Here is a 19,181-nt window from a genome sequence, read left to right as displayed (position 1 = left end):
GGCCGGATGGATGATCCCGCACCTCGGAACCGCACCGGAAAACGGTGTGCCCTCGACGTATTCGATCCCACGCCCGACGGCTTCACACCGCACACCCTGGAACAGACGGTCGAGGCGGCCCGGGAAGCCGTGGCAAGCCTTGAACGGTTATATGCGGCCCTGCACGGCTGTATGACGCCCTTGGACCTCAACCGGCTGTCCCGGGAAAGCAGGCACGCCCGGGAACAGGCAGCCGCCTGGGTGGAATTGCTTGAGCAGGCCCGCGACATCATCGAACGCGACCTTCCACTGAGCGACAGCATCGCCTGGGTCCAGGAACCCGAGCCGGAACGCGGGCCCGACGTGCTTTGGACCGGGCCGTCCGGTGGACATCTCCCGCCTGACTGGATTGTGGCGCTTCGCGCCAAAGCCGCGGACCTGCCGCTGGACCATCTCACCACCTACCGCCGGGAGGTCGAGAAGGCGGAAGCTTCGGGGAAGCTCCCGGCTCTCATCCGGCGCCACCGGTCCAGGGAGTTTGAGAAAGCCTGGCGGGCGTCGATGACCGATGAGGAGTTCGCGTTGCTGCGCGGCAGTGACCGGGGAGCCGGGCTGCGGCGCCACAAGAAGGCCTTCCGTGAACAATGGAAAGCGGCCCGCCCTGAAACAGGACAGGCCGCTGACGCTCTCCCGGACTAGCCCCCGGGGCGGAAGCTGATCGCTACCTCGACGTCGATGATCCTCTGGTCGGTGATCGTATTGAAGTCGTCCTGAAGGAGGGCGGCCTGAAAGCACTCGGTTACTAAAACATCTGCCTTGAGGCGGCCATGAACCACGGTTTAGGGCCTCCAAAGACTGTAAACGAAAGGTCGCATCAATGATCGATGTAAAAGACGTACACAACACGGAGACGGTAGCCACCGAACTCGCAGCCTCAACGCTGATCCTTTGGAGCGATGGGCAGACACAGCTCCACCGCATTGGTTCAACGAAGCGTAATCGACGCCCGTGCGACAGTGGGGACCGAAAGCACTCTGTGAGAGCCGCAGACTCCGGGGACCCTGCGTAACCCCACGCGCGATTTCCCACTATCTGCTCCTTTGTTCATGTGGAATCGCGAAGAGAACATCCGGTGCGCGCCGATTGTGGTGCCGGGCGCTGGTAAACCTTGGCACACCCACGCCCGGGCCGAAAGAACGGACTTTCCGGTCCGGGAAGCTGACGGGGCGGTGACGCACAGGGAAAGCCAGCGGTAGTGGATGCCAGAGCCAATAGAGGTAACAACCGCGGCCTGACCAATCGAGTGCGTAAACTTCCGGTATGGCCGGCCCGCGGATGAACCGCAACCTTAAGATCGTCCTAATCGTTCTGGCTTCTCTTTTGGCCGTTGGCATTGCCGGCGGTGCGATCATGGCGGGCGTCATCGAATCGGAGCGGAGCGCGGCGAACCGCAAGACCGGCTTGACGGCGCGCCCGACGGCTGTGGCCTCCCTCCAGGTCGTAAAGCCCACCGGCGCCGCCCCTGCTACCGCCATCCCCGCTCCCGCCTTGACGCCTACGTCCGTGCCGAGCCTGCCTGCGCCCGCCCCCACCGCTTACGCGCCCGAAGTCATCCAGACAGTGCAGGCACCGCTGCCGCCCGCGCCGCCGCCGTCCCAGCCCGCGGCCCACCCCTGTCCGTCAGGGGTCGTGGCAGGAGGCCTGACCGAAATATCTGTGGCGCCCGCACCGGAATACGGCACCGGATACGTGTCCATCTCCGGCCGGGGTGTCATCCACAACGCGACCGACGCGCAGGTATCATTCTTCGACGGATTCATCCCCGAAGTGCAGGGCCTCGACGCGCGCGGAACAGTAGGCACGCTCATGACCATGGGGGAGTTCGACTATGTACCGCCGGCAGGGCAGCCACGGCCCCCGACCTTGACTCTGAAACCGGGGGAGAGCATGGGCTACACCGTCCACTCTCCCAGGGAGTATGAGTTGACGGTAGCGAAGGTGAAAAGCTTCTACTCTGCAATGGACCGGTACGACATCTACTTCTCCAGCTGGAGCAACCACCGGGACTGCGGAAACCCTGCCCGCGCAAACCTCCCAGGCGGGCAGAGCCTGCCCAACACCTACACGCCCGCCGGCTGATTGGCCCGGGGAGAGGCTCCGCTTTCTCCGCACACATAGGCGGGGGAACCGCCTGAGTCGTGCCGCTCACTCGGTCCCGAGGGACGGTGCCTCGCATGTTGATGCTGCCTTAGAGGGCGGTTTGAGGTTGTCGGAAGAAGACACGACGCGCCGCGTCGGGACGCCTAATCGGCGCAACCGACGGGTCATACGGGAGTAATGCTCTTAACGTTCCCAACCGCCCGCTGACGTGGAGCGCGAAAGCATCGGCTGCGGAGGTTGCCATGGGTCATGTGTTGAACGCTGTGTGCGCTGGTCGTCCTCCACGGCGTTGATATGCGGTTGGGGAATAGAGTCACCGCAACTCTTCCCCACCTCTGCTGAACGAACCGACCGTCCTTGGGGGGCGATCCTGCCTGAGACAGCTTTGCAGCCGGCTTCTGGATTGATGTTGCATTAGAGCTCACCTCCAGCTGTCCTCGCCCAAACGGCTGGACCGGGTGTACTGATCAACATAGTTCCTGATGGAGCATGTCATCAATGGCATGTACCTTGACTGGGGCCTGGTGCCGGTGCTCATTGGCGTCAGCCCCGAATCCTTCGGCGGCGTGTAGGATGCCTGAGGGCGCGCGGGAGCGGCTCTATCTAATTCATTAGCCGTCATGGGGGAAACTTTGAAAACTGCTAATTATGCTGCTGCCAGTGCGCTGATTCTCACTCTGTCTGCATGCGCAGGGTCCGGCACGGCCGCTACTCCTGCTGCACCCACTCCCAGAACATCCACTGTTTCTTCGCTTCCAACTGCCAAATTCACAGCATCTGCGGAGACTATTTGTGCTCAGCTCGTGGGCACCGAGACCACTTTTGGTCCCTTGGAAGACTACCTTAAGCTCCTTTACTCGTCCTCGTCGTCAAGCCTGATGGAGGAAGACAAGGTGAAAGGTCGGGCTGCGAGGGATCAAGTCCGGGAGATCGCAACGCGTGCGGAGCCATCACTACAAAACACAATCGAAGCAGTCTTTTCAGACAAGGAAAACGAGCACAAAGCAGCGCTTATCGAAATCCTCCATCGGTGCGACGGCTTCAATGTTCAGGAAGTGCTCAAGCAATAGCAGCTTTAAAAGATTCACAGCCGACTAACTCATTCCCATTGATCTCGTTGCTCCGCCAGAGGGCGAGACGGTTGAAGGCTCTCATCCTCTGGCGGAGATGCCGTTGGTCCGATGGCCGCGGAGGCCGGGGATTTCCCATTGACTCGCTGTCAGTGGTGGTCGAAAAAGTGTGAGCCATTTAGCGTGCCTAGCGTCTAGTCGTGGTTGCGAACTGCTGCGGAAAGGACGGATTTGTTCGAGCTTGCGGCAGGGCGGCCGCTCCGGGCGGCGCATGGTCATCAGGGGCACCCGGGAGGAGTTCCAGGCACTTGTCTAAGGGCCACTCCGTCGGATTACGTGAAACCTTTGCTGACCAGCAGGAACAGACCGTGTATTCTCTACTTGGGATTACGAGTAACCATGGACATCAGATCTCCGACCAGAACTGCTGCCTAGAAGGGGCCTTAGTGGCTCCCGCTCGTCTTTCTGGACGGTTTGCTGTGAGTGTTTGACATCTTCTTGATGCCTGGGTCGGCAGGACACATCGGAGGATTCCTGTGACCGTTACGAAGAGCCTGAAGAAGATTACGCGCCTTGCGATGCGCGCTACCGGGCAGACATATCAACAAGCACTAAGACTTCACACCGACCGGGGTTTTCCAGTCGTCTGTGCCCCCACGCCAGCCCAGGAGGAGTTGGAGGGGGAGGTGCTCTCCAAGATCGGTGACCTACTTCCGAGGCCCATCGACGGCGCTGTACAACTCTTCGAGTTTGGAAAGATCGAGCCAGCCCCAAACAGCCTGATGCTTGGGCCAGTGGCTTCCGCTCTGCTTCCCAGGTTAGCCCTGGACCTTATGCCCGTACTCGAGTCCCCGCACGTATCAGCGGAGCTGTACGGCGTTCCTGGACTTAGGGTCCGCCCTCATCCGGTCGGCCTCTGCCTCTTCCGTCACGAACTGGATGCCGAAATCATCCTCAGGGGCACTAGTGCCCGGGAATGGGAGTTGGGTCACCAGTCAGGGCTTGTTAAGGAACATCGACTCGGTACATGCCTAGCGGCCCGTTATCCTGAAAACTGGACCCGCTTGGAGATGGAACGCTACACAAACGGCCTTCCGGAAGACCCGGTGTGGCAAAGCATTCTGCTCCGTCGGATCGGTCTGGTGAGCGAAATGCGCCCTCGTGCAGTGAGCACCTATTGGTCACACGGGCAGGGCGTGGTCGTCGAAGTTCAGCACCAACAGATCGATGCCGCTGCTGTAGAACATTTCATTCAGGACTTCACCTCGCCGTTGCTGTCTCCCGAAGTTCTTTACATTCCAGAGGGCGACTACTCATGCCGTGCCGACGTGAGCCGTTCCGTCCAATTCAGGACACCGCGGAGTCTGCACCGCCTGACGATACGCTTCGTTCGCTTGCCGCGCTCTTAGCCAGGCAGGAAGAAGATCAGCCGCCGCGCCGATGCCTGCATAGATACCAGCATGATCAATCATCGAGAGGGCGAAAACGCCCGCGCCGCCATCTACACCCGTATATCTAAGGACTTGACCCTCGAAGGACTCGGGGTGGCCCGGCAGCTAAAGGACTGCAGGGCTCTGGCAGAGAAGCATGGATGGGAGGTGGTTGAGGAGTTTGAAGATAACGACATTTCCGCTTCCGGGGGGAAGTACCGGCAAAACTACGAACGGCTAAAGGCATTGATGGAAGCTCAGGGTGTCGACGTAGTCGTTGTGTACGCCGCCGATCGCTTGCACCGAAACCCGAGGGAGCTCGAAGATTGGATCGACCTGGCCGCGCGTACAGGAATCAATGTGCATTCCGTCATGAGTGGAACGATTGATCTGAGCTCCCCTGATGGCAAGACGGTGGCACGAGTAGTGACGGCGTTTGCGGCTGCGGAAGTAGCGAAAACCAAAGCTCGGATTCAGAGGAAACACCTCGAGCTTGCTGAGGCTGGTGCATGGACTGGCCGCGCTTGTTACGGATACACGGCTGACGGCAAAATCGTTGAAGAAGAAGCTGCGGTAATTCGAGAGATGGCTGCTCGCGTCCTGCATGGCGAGGGCTACAACGAGATCGCCAGAGACCTGACTCGGCGGGGCATTCCTACCGCCAAAGGAGGAAAATGGCGGGCAGCAAGCATTCAAAACATCCTCAAAGCACCCCGCATAGCCGGACTCCGTGTTCACCACGGAAAGATCGCCGCCAAAGGTCAGTGGGAGGCCATTGTGTCCGAAGAAACGTTGGCGATGCTCAGAGCAAAAATGGCCCCGGGGCGCTCCGAAGGCAAGAAACGTGGAGGTGCCCGAAAACACCTGCTGACAGGGTTGCTGGTCTGCAGCAAATGCGGAACTGGAATGGTGAAATCCATAAACGGCAAGAGCAAGAAACCTTCATACCGATGCCCCCGCAATGCTGGAGCGGCGGCATGCGGCGGAACGACCATCGTTGCAGCTGAGACAGAGGCATGGCTGGCCGAGGCTGCCTTCCTGTTTCAAGACGCCCGAGTCCTGGACGAGGAAGAGACAACGGGGGAGTGGCTTGAGAAGATCGGCGCCCTGGACGCCCGTCTGGAAGAGCTGGCTGCGGATTACGGCAGCGGGGTCATTTCTCGCAACGAGTGGCTGGCCGCGAGGGCGGCCGTAGAGCGACAGAAGGCCCAATACCCTGTCCCGATCGTTCGGCGGCGTGAGCTGACCACGGGCGCCATGTTGAGAGCCGCTTGGGCTGACTTGGCAACAAGTGCCCGCCGAGCCGTTTTGGATGACATCTTTGTCCGAGTCGTCGTCATGCCGAGACGCCAGGTGACTGGCATGAAGACCTTTGATCCTGGTCGGCTCGTCCCCGAATGGAGGGCCTAAACCCCTAGCGACCGCCGTGCCGTGGGTCCCTGCATAGAGAGCAGCATGGACACAAACCAGGAAAGCATCGTCGAGTGGATCGTCGCTACTAGGACCGCTCAGGGCCTGAGCGGAATAGTCTCGCTCGACCCGGCACTCCATGCGAGAACTCTCGGCGCTGTAGACCGTGTGGCCGCAGAAAAAGCACGTGGCGATGCCGCTCAAGGGAGTCCCGCGGCGTGAATGCGCGACAGATCTCTTGTTCGGTGTGGCGCGGCACAACTGTTGAACGTAGTCACGCCGCCGTCCGCACGAAACTTGGCGTAACCTCCTCGAATAAGACGCCCGCCGGAACGAGTAGAGGACTGCCTCATCGACTGTTGACGGATTTCCGACGAAGATGGCTGTTCGGCTTCAGACGGTCCAGGCTGCCCATCTCCGCCTGTCTGGTGAACCCAGTACCAGCCCCGCCGTGGAGCCCGCAAAAATCCATGGCCGGCCCACTTTCGAGTGTGGTGGGCTTTCAATCCGTCACTTTTGCCCTCCCAAGCTCCTGGCGAGCCACCCAACGATGCCTGTGCTCCGCGGCTCAATCTCAGCCGGCAGTCCACGGTCCAAGTCCCAGGACTTCACTTCCTCGGCTTCCCAGATGTCGAACAGGTCGTCGGACCGGTTGCCGTGCCGGTACTCGGCTTCCTCAGGGAAGACCGGCAGGGCATCGAGGAAGACCACGTGGCCGCCGGGCAGGTCCATCTGGGGCATGAAGTTGTCCGGCCGCTCGGTGAGGACCCAGCCGGTGAATTTTCGGCCCTTGATGATCTTCCAGTCCCCTGCGACGAAGACGCCGTGCTGCGGCACAGTGCCGGACTCCCGGACATTCAGGGCCATGGTGCAGAACGCCTCGAGGACTTCCTGTCCGCCGTGGTTCACGCCGGCGAACAGCTCCACGGCGTGCCGGTGGCCGTCCTTCCAGTAGTGCCCGGCGCCGGCGGAGGTGTACAGGTGGACCCCGAGCCTGGTTGTGCCTGCAGGCCATTCGAAGACGCCCATCCGTTTGCCGGTCCGGGTGTTCATCTCGTGGAGGACCGGCTCAGTGCCGATGGCTTGAGTGTAGTGCTCGCGCAGCTCGTCAATCACAGCATCTCCTCGATGTCTGGGCACTGAATCTGGACGTGTTCCGGCTGCTTCGGGTCGTCGCCCCAGATCCGGATGGGAGTGTCCTCGCTCCTAGTCCTGAATCTGGCGATGCTGTCAAGGTAGACGGTCTGGACGTCGATGAGCCGCCGACCGGTGTGCAGAATGCCCTCATGGAGTTGCATCAGGGAGGGGTCCTCCGGCGGGTTCGGCCCGATGGTCAGCTCCACCTCACCTTCGGCATCGTGCTGGACAGCGACGCCCCAGGCGTTCTGGCTGGTCCAGAAGTTCGCGACGCCGTCGATCTCGGGGATGACGAGCTCCTGGTCGTCCTCGGACATGAGCCACATCAGGGCATTGGGGAAAGCGGCGGTGGTGCTGAAGCCGCTCACTCGGCAGGCTCGATCAGCTCAGGCCCGTTGTTCCTAACGCTGTTGACCCGGGTACTCACGATCCGCGGGACCAGGACGGGCTCCGGCAGCGAATCGAGCAGGTGCTGGATGTCGGCTTTGTCGGTCAGGTCCGGGTCCAGCCATTCGGCGAACCGGTCGTGCGGGATGATGACCGGGGACCGGTCGTGCACGTGGCCCAGCGCATCCTGGGCCGTCGTGGTGAGCACGGTGCAGCTGAGCAGCCACAGCTCAGGATCGTCCTCAGGCCGGGATGGGTCCGCCCACCATTCGTAGAGGCCGGCGAAGCCCAGCAGCGGCTCCTTCTCGGAGTACAGGTAGTTCGGGATCTTCTTGCCGTCCTCGGTCTTCTGCCACTCGTAGTAGCCCTCGGCCGGGACGATCGCACGGCGCTTGACGGCGGCCTTGCGGAACGACGGCTTCTCCAGGATGGATTCGCTTCTAGCGTTGATCAGCTTGTTGCCGATCTTGGCGTCCTTCGCCCAGGACGGGACCAGGCCCCACTTAGCGATCAGCAGGTGCCGCTCGATGCTTCCCTCGTCCAGCCGCTCGGCCACAATGGGCACCGCCTGGGTGGGCGCCACGTTCCAGCTGGGAGGTGGCGGGCTGCCCTCCACCTCCTTGGCCTCAAAGTGGCTCAGCAGGTCGCCGGTGGCCTTGGACATCACGTATCTGCCGCACATGGGCCCATTCTGCCTGATCACCCGCTGACGGATGGCACGCATCAGCCTGAAGAGTCGCTAATCGAAGACACTATGCGGCGCCCGCCCTCAGCAGTCGGAGTGTGCATGTACGTTGGAGTCCATGACCCAGAGTGCGATCTTCGTTGATGCCGGTTTCCTCATTGCCGTAGGCGGCACCCGCGTCGCCGGCACTTCCTGCGCTCGGCGTTCCGGGTCGACTACGACAAGCTCATCCAAGGACTCTTGAAGCGCACCGCCGAGCACTGCGGCCTCGAGGTCTTGCGGGTCTACTGGTATGACGCTACGAAGGACGCCCTGTTCACAGACGAACACAAGCGGATCGGCCTGCTGCCCGATGTGAAGGTCCGCCTCGGCCGGATCTCCTTCAATGGCGAGCAGAAGGGCGTTGACCTCAAGCTCGGACTGGACCTGGTTGGTGTCGCCCGCAACCGGGCTGCATCGGTAGCATTCCTGATGTCCGGGGACGATGACCTGGCCGAGGCCGTTGAAGAGGCCCAGGACCTGGGCATGAAGGTCGTCCTAGTCGGGCTGGACAACCCCAACCACCGGCTCGGTGCCACGTCGGTGGCCGAGCACCTGGCGCTGCGCGTGGACAGCATCATCACCCTGTCCACAGACCTGATCGAGGAATGCTTCACCAAGACCGTTGCTGAGCAGCCGCGGCCTACACCGGCCGTGGCTGTTCAGCCGCCGGCGCCCACTCCGGCGCCAGCCACCCCGTCTGTACCGCGCCCGTCAGACATGGCCGCGCGCCCGGCACCTCCCCGCGGCCGCATGATCCTGCCGTCCCCTCCGCGACCGTATCGCTCTGAGGCTCATTTGGTTTACAGCTCCGGCGGCACCGGGCCTACAATCCTGCCGCCGGAGGACAGCCCCCTGGACGTCGCTTTCGAGGTCGGGGAAAGCGTCGCCACCAACTGGTACGGGACCATTACCCAAGGCGAGCTCAATGAACTCCTGGCCGACCGGCCCATCCTTCCGGTAGAGATCGACCGCGTCCTACTCAAGGACTGTGCCCAGCGGATCGGCGAATACAAGACCGACCTGCAGGGGGTGCGCCGCGCGCTTCGCGAAGCGTTCTGGGCGAAGCTGGACCAGCTCATCTGACCCCCTGTCGTCGGCTGCGGGAACGGATACCGGGTAGCACCAACAGTCGCCACCGTCCCGGTGTAGCAACTTTCCTGCCTGCTATAGCCGTAGGCGAGAAGGGAGTCTCGCATCTCCGGCTGATCCAGTGCCATGGCCCAAGGGTCGGTTGCGGGAGAGCTCCGGCCGAGCCGGGCCGGGGACTGGCGTCGGAAAGCCGGAGCGCTCCATGGGCGAAGGGATCAGGTGGGTCCGGTCGCCGGCGCGCATCCAGTGAGGGGTGGCGAGCAGCAGTGGGGCATGCTCTACGACGGCGGTGGCATCGAAGGTTTTCCAGGCTGTGAACGGATAGTCGTCCAGCAGACTGCGCTTGACCCATTTGGCGGGCCCGTGGACGTTGTTGAGGGCAAAGTTAGCGGAAAGGGAGAAGAAGTTCTCGGAGAGCTCGTGCCTCGCAGGGAACCACTCGTCCCACGCAGCGATGCCGATACGCGCGGCAGGGGAGTCGGTGCCGGTGCCGGGAAACTCCTTCAGCACGGAGGCGACCCGGCGGTAGATCTCATGACGGGGATCGCCGGCACGGTCTTTGGGCCGGTCCGGGTGGGGTGCGGCGATGAAGAGGATAGTGAGCCCCGAGGTTTCCAAGGGGCGTTCGCTGAGCAGCTGCGCCCACCGGCGAACCTTGTTTTCCAGCGACTTGGACGCGGTCGCGGTGAGCTCGTAAGCGATCCGCATTCCATCGATGCGGACGATGGTCCCGTCGGCCCGACGGTTGTCCGGGTTCTTCACCTTCTTGCCGAGCCCGGAGCCGGCGAGCAGGTCGACCGAGGAGAATTTCTCGCCGAGGACTGCGCCGATCGGTAGGTACTCGGCGGCGCGGAGGGCGAGCTCGGTGGACAGCAAGTTGTGTCTGTCGTACTGGCCTCCACCTGACCAGGGGTAACCGCCGGTGACGGAGATCCATTCTGGCCAAGTGAGCTCGGGCACGATGAGCTTGTCGAAGGTCTCCGTGTTGGACGGCCTGTACAGGCAGTTGCGGTTGAGAGCTGCCTCGGAGACCTCAGGAGCGGAGTAGGTGCCGACGTCGAGCAGGTGGACTGAGATGGAGGCGGCGACGTTTGACGAAGCCGAGTTTAGGTAGAGATGGGAGCCGGTCATCGCGGCGAGCTGCTCGGCAGAGACGGTGCGCCAGGAGTCGACGACACCCCATGCAGCGAGACGTTCGCGCCGCCCTCGGTTGATGGTGAGCAGCCGCATGGCCTCGTGCTCATCCATCAGGTAGCGGGCGTTCACTGAAGATGGATTGGCTTCCTTCCGCTGCTGAAGGAGCGGCCGATTCGACCAGGTCGCCTGGGAACCCGGCGCCCACAGGCGGTCCCAGTAGGGGTCGCGGCGGGAGTGGGTCGCGAGCTCGTCGTCGGGGCAGGCCGAGGGGACGAGAGAGGCGTGGACGGAGTCGGAGGTGGTGCGGCTCGGGGTTAGATTGGCGATGGTGGAGCTCCTGTGATGATGGGACGGCCGTAGCCTTGGACGACTGGTAGGCAGCGATGCTGGAGAGTGATGCTGGACGGCCAGCATCGCTCCACACCATGCGTAGGTGAAGGCCTCGTTGGCTTCCTAGATGCCTTTGATCCTGAGAAAGCCCCAAGCCTGGGATAACCGCGATCGGCAATGGCGGTCCGGGTAATACAAACCTTGGTTATCTCCGGACAACAGGATCGTGTCGATCACCCCCGCTTCAGGTCCCTCCCACCTTTGTTTAGGTGGGACTGCAGCCGATCTTCCTTCGTCCCCTCCGGGTGGCCGGGCTCCGCCCTGGGCCTCACCCGCACAGGCCCTCCGGCCGACCCCAACCGATGACGGCTGCGCCGTCCAGCCCGTGGCCTGCGGCCGACGAGCAAAGGGGCTTCGCCCCAGGATGAGCCCCTCATCTCCCAGCCTCGGCTGACAGCTGCGCTGGTGGGTAGCGCTGCGCGCGGCGACGTCGTGGAACGGTCCGGCCATCGTCCTGCGGAGCTCTTGTGGTGGTAGGGGCTGCGCCCCGGGAAGTCAGGGGTGAACGATGCGCTCGGCGCAGAGTCACCCGTCACGGGAAAACGCGCTGCACGGCAGCGGGGGGAGGCGGAGAGTCACCGCCCCGTGCCACGAATCGTTCGGCTCATCGAACAGCCAGCTCACCGCGGCCCGGACGGACGAAGTCCGGCTCCCAGGGCGAAGCCCTCTCCCTTGCGGACAGCCAGCCCATCTATGAGAGGACCCCGCTGCGAAGCAGCGAGGCCAACGAGCAGACAACGAACAGCCCGACGGGAAGGAAACGGCCCGGCGGCAGCCGGGCCAAGGAGCACGCAACGCCACCGCAAAGTGCAACGATCCGCGACACGAGACGCCATCCCTAGGGCCACCCCCCCCGGCGCGAAGCGCCTATCCCAGCCAGAAGCCCCAGGGGAAACGAGAAGCCAACGATAAGCGGCACGCAACGGGCGGCGAAGCCGCCTCAGCCCCGCAGGGAAGGCCAGCCGACCCCCAGAAGACAGCCGGCCGGGTGCCCAAAGGAGCGCAGCGACGCCGGCACCAGGCGGGCGGGCCACGCACCGGACCAGGGCGCGCAGCGCCCAGGTCCTCGCGCAGCCCGGCGCTCCGCGCCGACGGACAGCCAGGCCGCGCAGCGGCCACGAGGTCAACGAGAAGGAAGCGAACAGCGTGACGGACGAGAAGGAAACCGAGACGGAGAACGATACAGGTTGGGCGAAGGCGCGCAGCGCCTGAGCCCCTCTTAAATATGGCGACATCCAACCCAGCACCGGCAAGACCCACAGGGTGTCACAAGCCGACAAGGCTATCGCCCGCCGTCCGCTTCGCGTCCGGATGGCCGGCCAGCGGAGCAGGCGGCAGGCGGTCGGGGTGGCGGCTACCGCCGTGGTCCGGCCCTCGCAGTAGACTCGGGCCCATCAATTCAGAGAGTGGGGGACTCATGGAAACGACCGGACCGGGAACCAGAACCGGCGGCGTGAACCGGATGGCCGTCGTATCGGTCGCGTGCGCGCTGCTCGCTGTAGTCGGCCTCGCCTTCATGGGCATGGCCGTCCTGGCGGTCTTCGCCGTCGGCGCCGGCCACGTGGCCCTGCACCAGATAGACCAGCGCGGCGGCACCGGAAAGCTGGGAGCCATGTCCAGCCTGGCACTCGGTTACGCCATCGCTGCCTTCGGCCTGGTCACCAGCTTCTCGCTCGTCTTCAGCGCGGTGGCGGTGCACCCATGAAGCCGGTGATCCTGCTCGACATCGAGGGTGTGCTGAACCCGTCATTGCGTGGCCGGCCCGGCGTCGCCCGGCCGGATCCGGTCCTCACCTGCGAGAAGAGAGTACTGGTGCGTCGGCTGGCACGCAGTGGGCGGATTGCCTGGGTGTCGACGTGGCCGGCGGAAATGACCGCGGCCCTGGAGTGCCAGCTGGAGCTGGACGTTGAACCGCTGCGGGTGACGCTGCTGCTGCGGCCGGGCGACAGTGACGAGCCCACCCCAAGCTTCGGTCGGTCGGCAGGTGGCTGGACCGGATGGAGGCCGCCGGCGATGCGGACTGGGATTCGGTCGTGTGGATCGATGACGTGCTCGGCACCGACGCCAGGGAGTGGGCCCACATCCATGACCAGGCGGTGCTGCTGCAGAAACCGGACCCGGACCAGGGGCTGACCGAAGCGCACGTCATTGCTGTCGAAGAGTTCAGGGGGTCGAAGGTCCGACCCCCCGGGCCGGCTGCCCCTAGCCTTCTGCGCCGCGGCCGGCGAACTCCTCCAGGGTGATGCCCTGGTCGTGGATCTCGGTCGCGGCCTCGACGCCGACGTACCGCAGGTGCCAGGGCTCGTAGGCGTAGCCGGTGATCGCCTCGGCCCCGGCCGGGTAGCGGACGATGAAGCCGAACCTGTGGGCGTTGGCCGCGGCCCACACTGCTGGCGGTTGATCCGCGAAGCACGCCGTGACGCTGCACGTCCCGCTGCCGTCACCAACGTCCACCGCCCAGCCGGTCTGATGCTCGGAGTAGCCGGCCCTGGCGCTGGCATGGTCGGCGACGTGGCTATCTAAAGTGTCGGCCTGGGCCAGGTAGGAGCGGTAGCCACTGGCCAGAGGATCTGTGGAGTTGACCGCACAGCAACTGCTTACGCGCTGCCCGAGCTATGGCACAAAGGTGCGACGCTTTGCCAAGTCTCTTCGATGTGGTGGAATTAGCCGACGAATTGGACTTTGGGGGACTGCATGGACGCAGGCGATCTGGCCGAGGAGGCCAGCCGCATTCGAGGGATGGTTGCGAGCTTTGACGAATCAGGCGGCAACCAGAAGCTGTTGAGGACTGTCGTAAGCAGTATCGACGACGTTGCGAAGCTACTCCTTGAACGTGGTGCTGCAGACCCTAATTTGAAGGCCGAAATTATTCATTGGGTCCTGCGCTTCAGGGCAGACAGGGAACGCCTCCAGCAGTTGGAGAGCGCTGCTCAGGTAAGGCCCGATGAAGCCGAGGTCGTGCATACAGCGAACTCTGCGTCAGCCCGAGCCCAAAAGCGCGGACGTGCAGTCAGCAACGGAAAGGTGCCCGCCCCCGCCCCTGCGCCGCACACGGAAGTCTTCGATTACGACACGACGGACCCGCGCACGAAGAACCCCTTCTTCGTCAAGAAACCACGAAAGGTAGCGCCGGCCGCTTCAACTCAACCGGAAATGCGCCCGTCATATCTTGGGTCGACCAGAAGCGCACTCCTGTTCACTAAAAAGCTCGACAGGCTTCGCGACGACGTCCGACAGGCGGCCAGGAGGCCTCGCGGCTCGGGAGACTCTATCCTCAAAGCAAGAATCGCCGAGCTTTACCACGCCCGTACCACGTCGTTGGAGAACAAGTATCACCAAGACGTTGCCGACGAGTTGAACAGCTTCGCAAAGGCGCTGGGAACAACAATCTCGTCCTTCCGTGCCGCCCCCGGCTCGTTCGGCTACGCGCCGGTTCCTCAGGAGTTGACCTTCAGCAAGGGCGGCCCGGTAGTATCTGGGGGCCTGCCCACTCTTGGACGTGGCCATCGTTAGAAGGCCGATTACGGACGCCAGATTTTCGCTCGGCATCTACAGCTCCACGCAACAGCGATCATAACGAGAACGGCCACCCCGATCATGCGGGGTGGCCGTTCTCATGTGCCTACTGCTGGGGAGTCTGCGGTGCCAGAGGAGCAGTGTGGTCTGTCCAGGCGTTGCCGTCCCAGTACCGCTGGACATCGCCCTGCGGGTACCAGCCGGCCGGGACGTTCGAGGGCGGCGGGGGAGGAGGGGCGACAGCCGTGGCTGCCTGGACCAGGGTGTCGGCGTCCTGGCCCACGGGGCGAGCCCGGTGCGTGGCAGCGAGGTTGTTGAGCTTGTTGGCGAACTGACGGGCCTTGCCCTCATCCAGTCCGCGCACTTCCTTCAGGATCACCTCGTCGGGTGTGGTGATCTGCAGGTAGACCTTGGTCCGGTCCTTCTTGGCGATGGCGCCTACCACCGCTCCGGTCTTGCCGAACAGCATGGCACCGGCGGCAACGCGGGTGGCGGTCACGCGGGCGCTGATGGCTGCCCCTGTGTCGACGGTGGCCTCGCATTCGGCAACGGGCCACGTCTTCGGGGGCAGCAGGCCGCGGCCCGCCTGCTTCTGCAGCTCACGTCCGACCAGGGAGTATTCCTGGAAAGTCGCGCTGGCCGGCAGCACGTTCTTGAACGCGTGGCTGATCTCGGCGGCAGTGACCTTGCGGTCCACCTGTTCCGGTTCATTGGAGGGCGCCGGGGCCACGTACTCGACGGCGCCGACCTTCTGCTGCAGGGCCTCGTACAGGGCTGCGGCCGGCTTCTTCTCGGCCAGCCGGCTTGCATAGGTGTCGAGCATCGGATCGACCTTAGTCTGGCCTTCACGAACGATCAGACGGAGGTAGCCGTGGGAGAACGTCTTCGGCGCCTGGTAGTCGATCTCAAGGATGTTCTCGTACAGGACCACCCGGGGTGAGGCCTCGCCCTTGACGGGCATGGCGGCTGGACCGAACTCCATGATGACTGCTGTGTCTGTAAGGCGGATCAGACCGTCCACCGTATTCGTCTGCATATGAGGAATCCTAAATGTTGCTGGGGTGAAAATTGAGCATTGCTGACGTGCTTCAGTCCCCCGTCAACTGTCTTGGTGAGGGTGTAGCTGCTCAGCCCCACTCGTCTGGGGTCCTTCGGCTCCGGCTCGCGCTTCTCTGCGGCGTCGGCAGTGAAGATCTCCGATGTGGCCACGGGGTCAGGGTCTGGGCCGAAGGGGAGGGACGCCAGGTACGGTGAGACCTAACGCATACCGCGGCCAGCATGGGCGAAGCTTGAGCGTTTCGCCGCCGGGGTGGTGACGGTAGGCCGGGACAGGGTCTCACGACGTCGAGAATCGAGTCTGAGTTGGCTGGGTGGGTGGACCACCGGACCACCCTTATGGATCGATCTGGACCAACGTGGACGAGTGTGGACCGCCGATCTGGACCAGCGTGGACCGCCGGCCTGGACCGGCATGGACCGCAGCGTGGACCAGTGTGGACCGCCGATCTGGACCAGCGTGGACCAGTGTGGACCGCCGATCTGGACCAGCGTGGACCAGTGTGGACCGCCGATCTGGACCAGCGTGGACCAGTGTGGACCGCCGATCTGGACCAGCGTGGACCACCCCGTCTGGACCAATGCGGACCACTCGGACCAGTCCGGCTCGCATGATGTGGAATTGATAGACCGTCGCGAACCTTGAGGCGCCCGATGCAGGTTTACCCTACCTTCGGTCTTTGGTTTACCGACCAAACCTGACCGACGTACCGACCCGATTTGCCCCCGTTCCCCTTGTACTTCCGGCGATACCCGACCAGCCGACCCTACTGGGTTTATAGGAGCATTCTGATCGCGCCAACGTTCAGGGGTAGCAAGTAGCTCAGAAACTCCTTAACTAGTCCTATTATTTGGTCGGTTAAGTCGGGTATCTATCTATCTATGGGTTTCGGCCCGCAATCTCGCGGATCTACTTGAGTTTTTTACCCGACCGCGGGGTCGGGTGCCGGTCGGGTAGGTCGGATTTTGGCCGTCAGTAGTTGCGGTTGGCCTGTGCGCGATCGACTTTGCCCAGCCTCGGGGGAGGCCCCTTACTCCCTATCCCGCGCCAGGGACAGCCGTCACTGGAGGTCTTGCATAGAACCAAGCATGACCCACATTTCCGACACACCACCCCTCGACCCGGCGACCCGCACCGATGAGAAGGTTCGTCTTCGCGACGAAGTTCTTCACGAAATGACGGACGGCAATTTCGATAGAAATTCAAGGTCAACTACCACTGCCGATGCCCATGACATCCCCGCCCTGCCATCCTGGACCTCCGAAGACTACGCCGACTTCATCACCGGCTCCGGCGCCGCGAAGTTGGCCGACTCCGGGGTTGCCCCACTGGTCGCCGCCGCGCGGGGCTACGCTCGGATCGACGCCACCAACTTCACCGCCGAGATGAAGAAAATGGATCTCAGCCTTGCCACCAAGCAGGGCAAGCGGCTAAAGCGGTGCATCGTCGAAGCTGACAGCGACGCCATGCAGATGCCCTGGTACTCCGTGGCCGACCTTCAGTCAGCCGACCGCCGCAACGTAAAGGTCGAACCGTTCACCTACCAGCTCCGGCCCGCAATGCCCGAGGACAACGAGCACGGCAAGCCAATCAAGTACGAGTTCAAGCCCAAGACCGGAACCCCGCTGGACGTTCACCCCGCCATCCCCATCGACTGGATCGACACAACGCCCGTCGTAATGTTCGCAGAAGGCATGCTCAAGGGTGATGCTGCGATGTCTGCGTATCTTCACTCTCAGGGCTTGGATTGGAAAGAGCTAAGCTTCGACGACACGTTTAGTGCAGTCAAAAGGATGCGCAAACTCCTGGAAGCAATCCCCGCGGCCGACCGGGTCCTGATCGTCTCCATCGCCGGGATCAACAACGCCCACCAGACACCTGTGGACTGGCGCGAAATCGACCTCAAGGGCCGCGAAGGCTGGATCGCGTTCGACGCGGACCTGGAAACCAACCCGTTCGTGCACGCCGCAGCCAAGAAGCTCTACGAGCAGCTGGACGAGAAGTCCAGAATGAAGACCATCAAGTTCCTGAACCCGACCGTCACCTCTGGGGACAACGGGTCGATGGCCAAGGCCGGGGTGGACGACTACCTCGCCACGACGGGCGACTGGAAGATGCTGCTTCGGCAGTTGACAACTAACATGCCGCCTGCCCCGGCCCGAAGTGGTGAGGAAAGGCCTGGTGCCATCCGCGTCTCCAAGGACGGCTACTCGGTTGAGGAATGCGTCCCCATCAATAACGGCCCCAACGGCGCCATCAGCGGTTACCGTTGGGATGAACGGGTGCAGCTAGGCGGCCGGGTCCTCTCAACGGTGGACAGAAGACCCGCATCGGACGAGGAACTGAGTACGGGGGTATTCGACCCCACGATCACCGTCGACAAAGAAGATTCTCTGGTTTACGTCGAAGTCAGCTGGAAGCTCCGGGGCGTGGAGGACTCCGCCGTGGTCGTGATTGATGATTTGGCCCCATCCACGGTCAAGCGGCAGGCCGAGGCCGAGGACGCGAAATTGACCGACATCACGCGCGCGATGTTCAATAACGCCACCAAGGGCCGCATGAATCCGGGCATGACATCCCAGAAAGTCTTCAAACCCGTCGCCCAGCTCATCATCACGGCCGAGAACGAGCTCACTACTCCCTCGGTGAAAGAGAGACTAATTCCGATCTACATCGGAAAGGGAAAGCTGCACCCAGAGCGGGAAAAGACCGACAGGATCGTAAGAATGGCCAGCCAGGACGGCACTCAAGCTAGGTTCACCAGTCACGTCATCCGTTACATCCGGCACGTGGCGTCGACCTACCGCGGCGGCTGGGCCGGGTACATGCAACATCTTGAGCAGGTCCGGGACAACGTAAAGTTCTCCGTCACCGACATTATGAGCGAGCTGGGTGCCTCTACCGGCTCCCTCGAGCGCACCTCGACCCTGGCCTCGGACGTATTGCTGTCCCTGTCGGTACTGCAGGAGATGGCCATCGACCTGGGCATGGAACAGGAGTTCGTGGACCAGTTCGATGTGGACGGCCTGTGCGACAGCGTCATCCGGCTTATCACCGACGCACACGCTGAGAACCAGCAGTCAGCCCCGGGCGCTTCTTTAATCCGAGCACTGTCCCAGTTGCTCGCAGCTGGGCATGCCCACGTCGTAGCCGGGGATGAGTCCATTCGTCCCCCGCTAACTGGCGAAAAGAATGAAGTATTCCTCAACGGTCGGCTGGGGTGGAAAGCAAGCGGCAGTGACGGGAGCCTGCGGCCTATGGGGCCCACCATTGGAAACCTCGTGACAGCCAAGGACGGAGGGGTAATCCTCTTCGAGGTGCAAGCAGCATTCGCAGAGGCGGCCAAAGCATTCCCGTCATTGGTCCTGCCCGGCCAGAAAGACACATCGGCCTGGAGATCGGTCTGGGACGAAGGCCTCGCCTCCACGAGGTACAAACGCCAAGTAAAAAAGAACGGTCGGGTGCTTAATACGGTCAGACCAGGCAACGGTGCTGGAAGACCTTCGGGTGTGCCCGTGGACGTCATGACGATCCTGAACGGGGGACTTGACGAGTAGGCGGCGCATCTGCGATCCGGCGAGCCGCTGATACGCCTGCATTTTACGCAGTCGGGACGTGCGGCCGCCGGTCGTCAAGAGGTTTGGGTTGGCGGCGAGCCTTTTCAACAACCCAGCGGTCGGCTCCATCGCCAA

16 protein-coding genes are annotated in these 19,181 nt (G+C 62.9%); 10 read left to right on the top strand and 6 right to left on the bottom strand.

Annotated features, from left to right (window positions below; translation table 11 throughout):
• Positions 1–6 precede the first annotated feature (6 nt).
• From VIK36_RS14260 to VIK36_RS14240, 5 genes are all read left to right on the top strand, one after another.
• On the top strand, positions 7–678 hold the full coding sequence (locus VIK36_RS14260) for a hypothetical protein (protein ID WP_324642436.1): 672 nt from the start codon (positions 7–9) through the stop codon (positions 676–678).
• 621 nt (positions 679–1,299) lie between these two features.
• Positions 1,300–2,118 (top strand): hypothetical protein, encoded by an 819-nt coding sequence (locus VIK36_RS14255; protein ID WP_324642434.1) that lies wholly within the window; start codon positions 1,300–1,302, stop codon positions 2,116–2,118.
• A gap of 824 nt (positions 2,119–2,942) precedes the next feature.
• On the top strand, positions 2,943–3,209 hold the full coding sequence (locus VIK36_RS14250) for a hypothetical protein (RefSeq protein WP_324642432.1): 267 nt from the start codon (positions 2,943–2,945) through the stop codon (positions 3,207–3,209).
• Between the two features lie 1,064 nt (positions 3,210–4,273).
• Complete coding sequence (locus VIK36_RS14245; protein ID WP_324642431.1) at positions 4,274–4,618, top strand: hypothetical protein; 345 nt, start codon at positions 4,274–4,276, stop codon at positions 4,616–4,618.
• A gap of 51 nt (positions 4,619–4,669) precedes the next feature.
• Positions 4,670–6,049, top strand: a complete 1,380-nt coding sequence (locus VIK36_RS14240; RefSeq protein WP_324642429.1) for a recombinase family protein — start codon at positions 4,670–4,672, stop codon at positions 6,047–6,049.
• Positions 6,050–6,559: 510 nt separating this feature from the next.
• On the opposite strand, the gene VIK36_RS14235 is transcribed toward VIK36_RS14240, so the two are convergent.
• From VIK36_RS14235 to VIK36_RS14225, 3 genes are read right to left on the bottom strand one after another with little or no spacing between them, the layout of a single operon-like run.
• Positions 6,560–7,165 carry a suppressor of fused domain protein gene (locus VIK36_RS14235; RefSeq protein ID WP_324642427.1) on the bottom strand — a complete coding sequence of 202 codons (606 nt, stop codon included), beginning with the start codon at positions 7,163–7,165 and terminating at the stop codon, positions 6,560–6,562.
• A complete protein-coding gene (locus VIK36_RS14230; RefSeq protein WP_324642425.1) occupies positions 7,162–7,554 on the bottom strand; it encodes a hypothetical protein in 393 nt (130 codons plus the stop codon). Before VIK36_RS14230 ends, VIK36_RS14235 begins: the two co-directional genes overlap by 4 nt.
• Positions 7,551–8,255, bottom strand: coding sequence for an SOS response-associated peptidase (locus VIK36_RS14225; RefSeq protein ID WP_324642424.1), 705 nt, complete (start codon positions 8,253–8,255; stop codon positions 7,551–7,553). Before VIK36_RS14225 ends, VIK36_RS14230 begins: the two co-directional genes overlap by 4 nt.
• A gap of 243 nt (positions 8,256–8,498) precedes the next feature.
• On the opposite strand from VIK36_RS14225, the gene VIK36_RS14220 reads away from it, so the two are divergent.
• Entirely contained in the window at positions 8,499–9,383 is an 885-nt protein-coding gene (locus tag VIK36_RS14220; protein WP_324642423.1) for an NYN domain-containing protein, read from the top strand.
• An 81-nt stretch (positions 9,384–9,464) separates the two neighbouring features.
• On the opposite strand, the gene VIK36_RS14215 is transcribed toward VIK36_RS14220, so the two are convergent.
• Positions 9,465–10,637: a hypothetical protein gene (locus tag VIK36_RS14215; protein WP_324642422.1), complete on the bottom strand. Its 1,173-nt coding sequence runs from the start codon at positions 10,635–10,637 to the stop codon at positions 9,465–9,467.
• A gap of 1,696 nt (positions 10,638–12,333) precedes the next feature.
• Between VIK36_RS14215 and VIK36_RS14210 the strand changes: the two genes are divergently transcribed.
• Entirely contained in the window at positions 12,334–12,621 is a 288-nt protein-coding gene (locus VIK36_RS14210) for a hypothetical protein (RefSeq protein WP_324642421.1), read from the top strand.
• Positions 12,622–13,118: 497 nt separating this feature from the next.
• Here VIK36_RS14210 and VIK36_RS14205 read toward each other — a convergent pair whose 3' ends face one another.
• Positions 13,119–13,481, bottom strand: a complete 363-nt coding sequence (locus VIK36_RS14205) for a M15 family metallopeptidase (RefSeq protein WP_324645285.1) — start codon at positions 13,479–13,481, stop codon at positions 13,119–13,121.
• 129 nt (positions 13,482–13,610) lie between these two features.
• On the opposite strand from VIK36_RS14205, the gene VIK36_RS14200 reads away from it, so the two are divergent.
• A complete protein-coding gene (locus VIK36_RS14200; protein ID WP_324642420.1) occupies positions 13,611–14,429 on the top strand; it encodes a hypothetical protein in 819 nt (272 codons plus the stop codon).
• Positions 14,430–14,538: 109 nt separating this feature from the next.
• Here VIK36_RS14200 and VIK36_RS14195 read toward each other — a convergent pair whose 3' ends face one another.
• Entirely contained in the window at positions 14,539–15,468 is a 930-nt protein-coding gene (locus VIK36_RS14195; protein ID WP_324642418.1) for a DUF2510 domain-containing protein, read from the bottom strand.
• Between the two features lie 387 nt (positions 15,469–15,855).
• On the opposite strand from VIK36_RS14195, the gene VIK36_RS14190 reads away from it, so the two are divergent.
• Both VIK36_RS14190 and VIK36_RS14185 read left to right on the top strand, forming a co-directional pair.
• The gene (locus VIK36_RS14190) at positions 15,856–16,134 is read left to right on the top strand and encodes a hypothetical protein (RefSeq protein ID WP_324642417.1); all 279 of its coding nucleotides are present in this window, start codon (positions 15,856–15,858) and stop codon (positions 16,132–16,134) included.
• A gap of 443 nt (positions 16,135–16,577) precedes the next feature.
• Complete coding sequence (locus VIK36_RS14185; RefSeq protein WP_324642416.1) at positions 16,578–19,046, top strand: hypothetical protein; 2,469 nt, start codon at positions 16,578–16,580, stop codon at positions 19,044–19,046.
• Positions 19,047–19,181 lie beyond the last annotated feature (135 nt).

The organism is Pseudarthrobacter sp. LT1 (assembly GCF_035621795.1).
In the GTDB taxonomy this organism is placed as follows: Bacteria; Actinomycetota; Actinomycetes; order Actinomycetales; family Micrococcaceae; genus Arthrobacter.
Note: the sequence above shows the minus strand (reverse complement) of the source record. Positions and strands in the feature narration are given on the sequence as shown.

What these genes read in the sequence shown, in the direction of transcription:
- VIK36_RS14260 (WP_324642436.1), top strand. Translation starts at nt 7, where the DNA reads ATGGATGATCCCGCACCTCGGAACCGCACCGGAAAACGGTGTGCCCTC.
- VIK36_RS14255 (WP_324642434.1), top strand. Translation starts at nt 1,300, where the DNA reads ATGGCCGGCCCGCGGATGAACCGCAACCTTAAGATCGTCCTAATCGTT.
- VIK36_RS14240 (WP_324642429.1), top strand. Translation starts at nt 4,670, where the DNA reads ATGATCAATCATCGAGAGGGCGAAAACGCCCGCGCCGCCATCTACACC.
- VIK36_RS14225 (WP_324642424.1), bottom strand. Translation starts at nt 8,255, where the DNA reads ATGTGCGGCAGATACGTGATGTCCAAGGCCACCGGCGACCTGCTGAGC.
- VIK36_RS14215 (WP_324642422.1), bottom strand. Translation starts at nt 10,637, where the DNA reads ATGGATGAGCACGAGGCCATGCGGCTGCTCACCATCAACCGAGGGCGG.
- VIK36_RS14210 (WP_324642421.1), top strand. Translation starts at nt 12,334, where the DNA reads ATGGAAACGACCGGACCGGGAACCAGAACCGGCGGCGTGAACCGGATG.
- VIK36_RS14200 (WP_324642420.1), top strand. Translation starts at nt 13,611, where the DNA reads ATGGACGCAGGCGATCTGGCCGAGGAGGCCAGCCGCATTCGAGGGATG.
- VIK36_RS14195 (WP_324642418.1), bottom strand. Translation starts at nt 15,468, where the DNA reads ATGCAGACGAATACGGTGGACGGTCTGATCCGCCTTACAGACACAGCA.
- VIK36_RS14185 (WP_324642416.1), top strand. Translation starts at nt 16,578, where the DNA reads ATGACCCACATTTCCGACACACCACCCCTCGACCCGGCGACCCGCACC.